The following is a 3,018-nucleotide window of genomic DNA, read 5'->3' as shown; positions in this document are numbered from 1 at the left end:
GGTTTCTTGGGCTGTAAGAGCCTGACGATGACCTACTTTCACACGGGAACCCGCACTATCATCGGCGCAAAGTCGTTTCACTGTCCTGTTCGGGATGGGAAGGAGTGGTACCAACTTGCTATGGTCATCAGGCATAACTTGTTGTCATGCTGCTCACGGAGCAACACAACGAATTCATAGAGTCTGTAAATCAGCTTTGTATTTTGACTGCGCCTTACTTGGCATAACCACCTTGATGATCACGTCATCAAAGTTATAGGGTCAAGCCTCACGAGCAATTAGTACTGGTTAGCTTAACGCATTACTGCGCTTCCACACCCAGCCTATCAACGTCCTGGTCTTGAACGACTCTTCAGGGGGCTCAAGGCCCCGGCAGATCTCATCTTGAAACGAGTTTCCCGCTTAGATGCTTTCAGCGGTTATCTCTTCCACACTTAGCTACTCGGCAATGCCACTGGCGTGACAACCGATACACCAGAGGTGTGTCCACTCCGGTCCTCTCGTACTAGGAGCAGGCTTCCTCAAATCTGCAGCGCCCACGGAAGATAGGGACCAAACTGTCTCACGACGTTTTAAACCCAGCTCACGTACCTCTTTAAATGGCGAACAGCCATACCCTTGGGACCGACTACAGCCCCAGGATGAGATGAGCCGACATCGAGGTGCCAAACACCGCCGTCGATATGAACTCTTGGGCGGTATCAGCCTGTTATCCCCAGAGTACCTTTTATCCGTTGAGCGATGGCCCTTCCATACAGAACCACCGGATCACTATGTCCTGCTTTCGCATCTGCTCGACTTGTCAGTCTCGCAGTTAAGCACGCTTATGCCATTGCACTATCGTCACGATGTCCGACCGTAACTAGCGTACCTTCGAACTCCTCCGTTACGCTTTGGGAGGAGACCGCCCCAGTCAAACTGCCTACCATGCACTGTCCCCGATCCCGATAAGGGACCTGGGTTAGAACCTCAAACGCACCAGGGTGGTATTTCAACGTCGGCTCCATGAGAACTAGCGTCCTCACTTCAAAGCCTCCCACCTATCCTACACAGATCCGTTCAAAATCCAATACAAAGCTACAGTAAAGGTTCATGGGGTCTTTCCGTCTTTCCGCGGGGAGATTGCATCATCACAAACATTTCAACTTCGCTGAGTCTCTGGAGGAGACAGTGTGGCCATCGTTACGCCATTCGTGCAGGTCGGAACTTACCCGACAAGGAATTTCGCTACCTTAGGACCGTTATAGTTACGGCCGCCGTTTACTGGGACTTCAATCAAGAGCTTGCACCCCATCATTTAATCTTCCAGCACCGGGCAGGCGTCACACCCTATACGTCCACTTTCGTGTTTGCAGAGTGCTGTGTTTTTATTAAACAGTCGCAGCCACCGATTTTTTGCAACCGCTTTGGGCTCCCTTTGTTCAAGTTCACCTACTTGCGGCATACCTTCTCCCGAAGTTACGGTATCAATTTGCCGAGTTCCTTCTCCAGAGTTCTCTCAAGCGCCTTAGAATACTCATCTCGCGCACCAGTGTCGGTTTGCGGTACGGTCGTGTGTAGCTGAAGCTTAGTGGCTTTTCCTGGAAGCAGGGTATCACTCACTTCGTCTGCAAGCAGACTCGTTATCACCCCTCATCTAAGCCCGGCGGATTTGCCTACCAGGCACGACTACAGGCTTGAACCAACATATCCAACAGTTGGCTGAGCTAACCTTCTCCGTCCCCACATCGCACTACACATCGGTACAGGAATATTGACCTGTTTCCCATCAGCTACGCATCTCTGCCTCGCCTTAGGGGCCGACTCACCCTACGCCGATGAACGTTGCGTAGGAAACCTTGCGCTTACGGCGAGGGGGCTTTTCACCCCCTTTAACGCTACTCATGTCAGCATTCGCACTTCTGATACCTCCAGCACCCGTTACCAGGCACCTTCACAGGCTTACAGAACGCTCTCCTACCACTTGCAATAAATTGCAAATCCGCAGCTTCGGTAACTGGCTTAGCCCCGTTACATCTTCCGCGCAGGACGACTCGATCAGTGAGCTATTACGCTTTCTTTAAATGATGGCTGCTTCTAAGCCAACATCCTGACTGTTTTAGCCTTCCCACTTCGTTTCCCACTTAGCCAATTTTAGGGACCTTAGCTGGCGGTCTGGGTTGTTTCCCTCTTGAGTCCGGACGTTAGCACCCGGTGCTCTGTCTCCCAAGCTGTACTCTGCGGTATTCGGAGTTTGCATAGGTTTGGTAAGTCGCCATGACCCCCTAGCCTAAACAGTGCTCTACCCCCGCAGGTAATACTTGAGGCACTACCTAAATAGTTTTCGGAGAGAACCAGCTATTTCCAAGTTTGTTTAGCCTTTCACCCCTATCCACAGCTCATCCGCTAGTTTTGCAACACTAGTCGGTTCGGACCTCCAGTACCTGTTACGGCACCTTCATCCTGGCCATGGATAGATCACTTGGTTTCGGGTCTACACCCAGCGACTGGACGCCCTATTCGGACTCGATTTCTCTACGGCTCCCCTATTCGGTTAACCTTGCCACTGAATGTAAGTCGCTGACCCATTATACAAAAGGTACGCAGTCACCCTTGCGGGCTCCTACTTTTTGTAAGCATGCGGTTTCAGGATCTATTTCACTCCCCTCCCGGGGTTCTTTTCGCCTTTCCCTCACGGTACTGGTTCACTATCGGTCGATGATGAGTATTTAGCCTTGGAGGATGGTCCCCCCATATTCAGACAGGGTTTCTCGTGCCCCGCCCTACTTTTCTCTAGCTCAGTACCACCAGTCGGTTTTCACATACAGGGCTATCACCTACTATGGCCGGACTTTCCATTCCGTTTTGTTAACCGTCTGACTATCACTAGAAGGCTCTTCCGATTTCGCTCGCCACTACTTTCGGAATCTCGGTTGATGTCTTTTCCTCTGGGTACTTAGATGTTTCAGTTCTCCAGGTTCGCCTCGCATACCTATGTATTCAGTATGCGATACCCTTGCGGGTGGGTTTCCCCATTCA

General features: G+C 51.2%; 2 rRNA genes (1 of these 2 running past the window's edge). Both read right to left on the bottom strand.

The window, feature by feature from the left end:
* Positions 1-19: 19 nt before the first annotated feature.
* Positions 20-132: ribosomal RNA gene (gene rrf / locus ACUTR7_RS29450) — 5S ribosomal RNA — on the bottom strand.
* Between the two features lie 125 nt (positions 133-257).
* Positions 258-3,018, bottom strand: a 23S ribosomal RNA gene (locus tag ACUTR7_RS29445); it runs 115 nt beyond the window's last position.

This window comes from Delftia sp. NA_296.1 (assembly GCF_052692095.1).
This window is presented reverse-complemented; position numbering and strand designations above follow the sequence as displayed.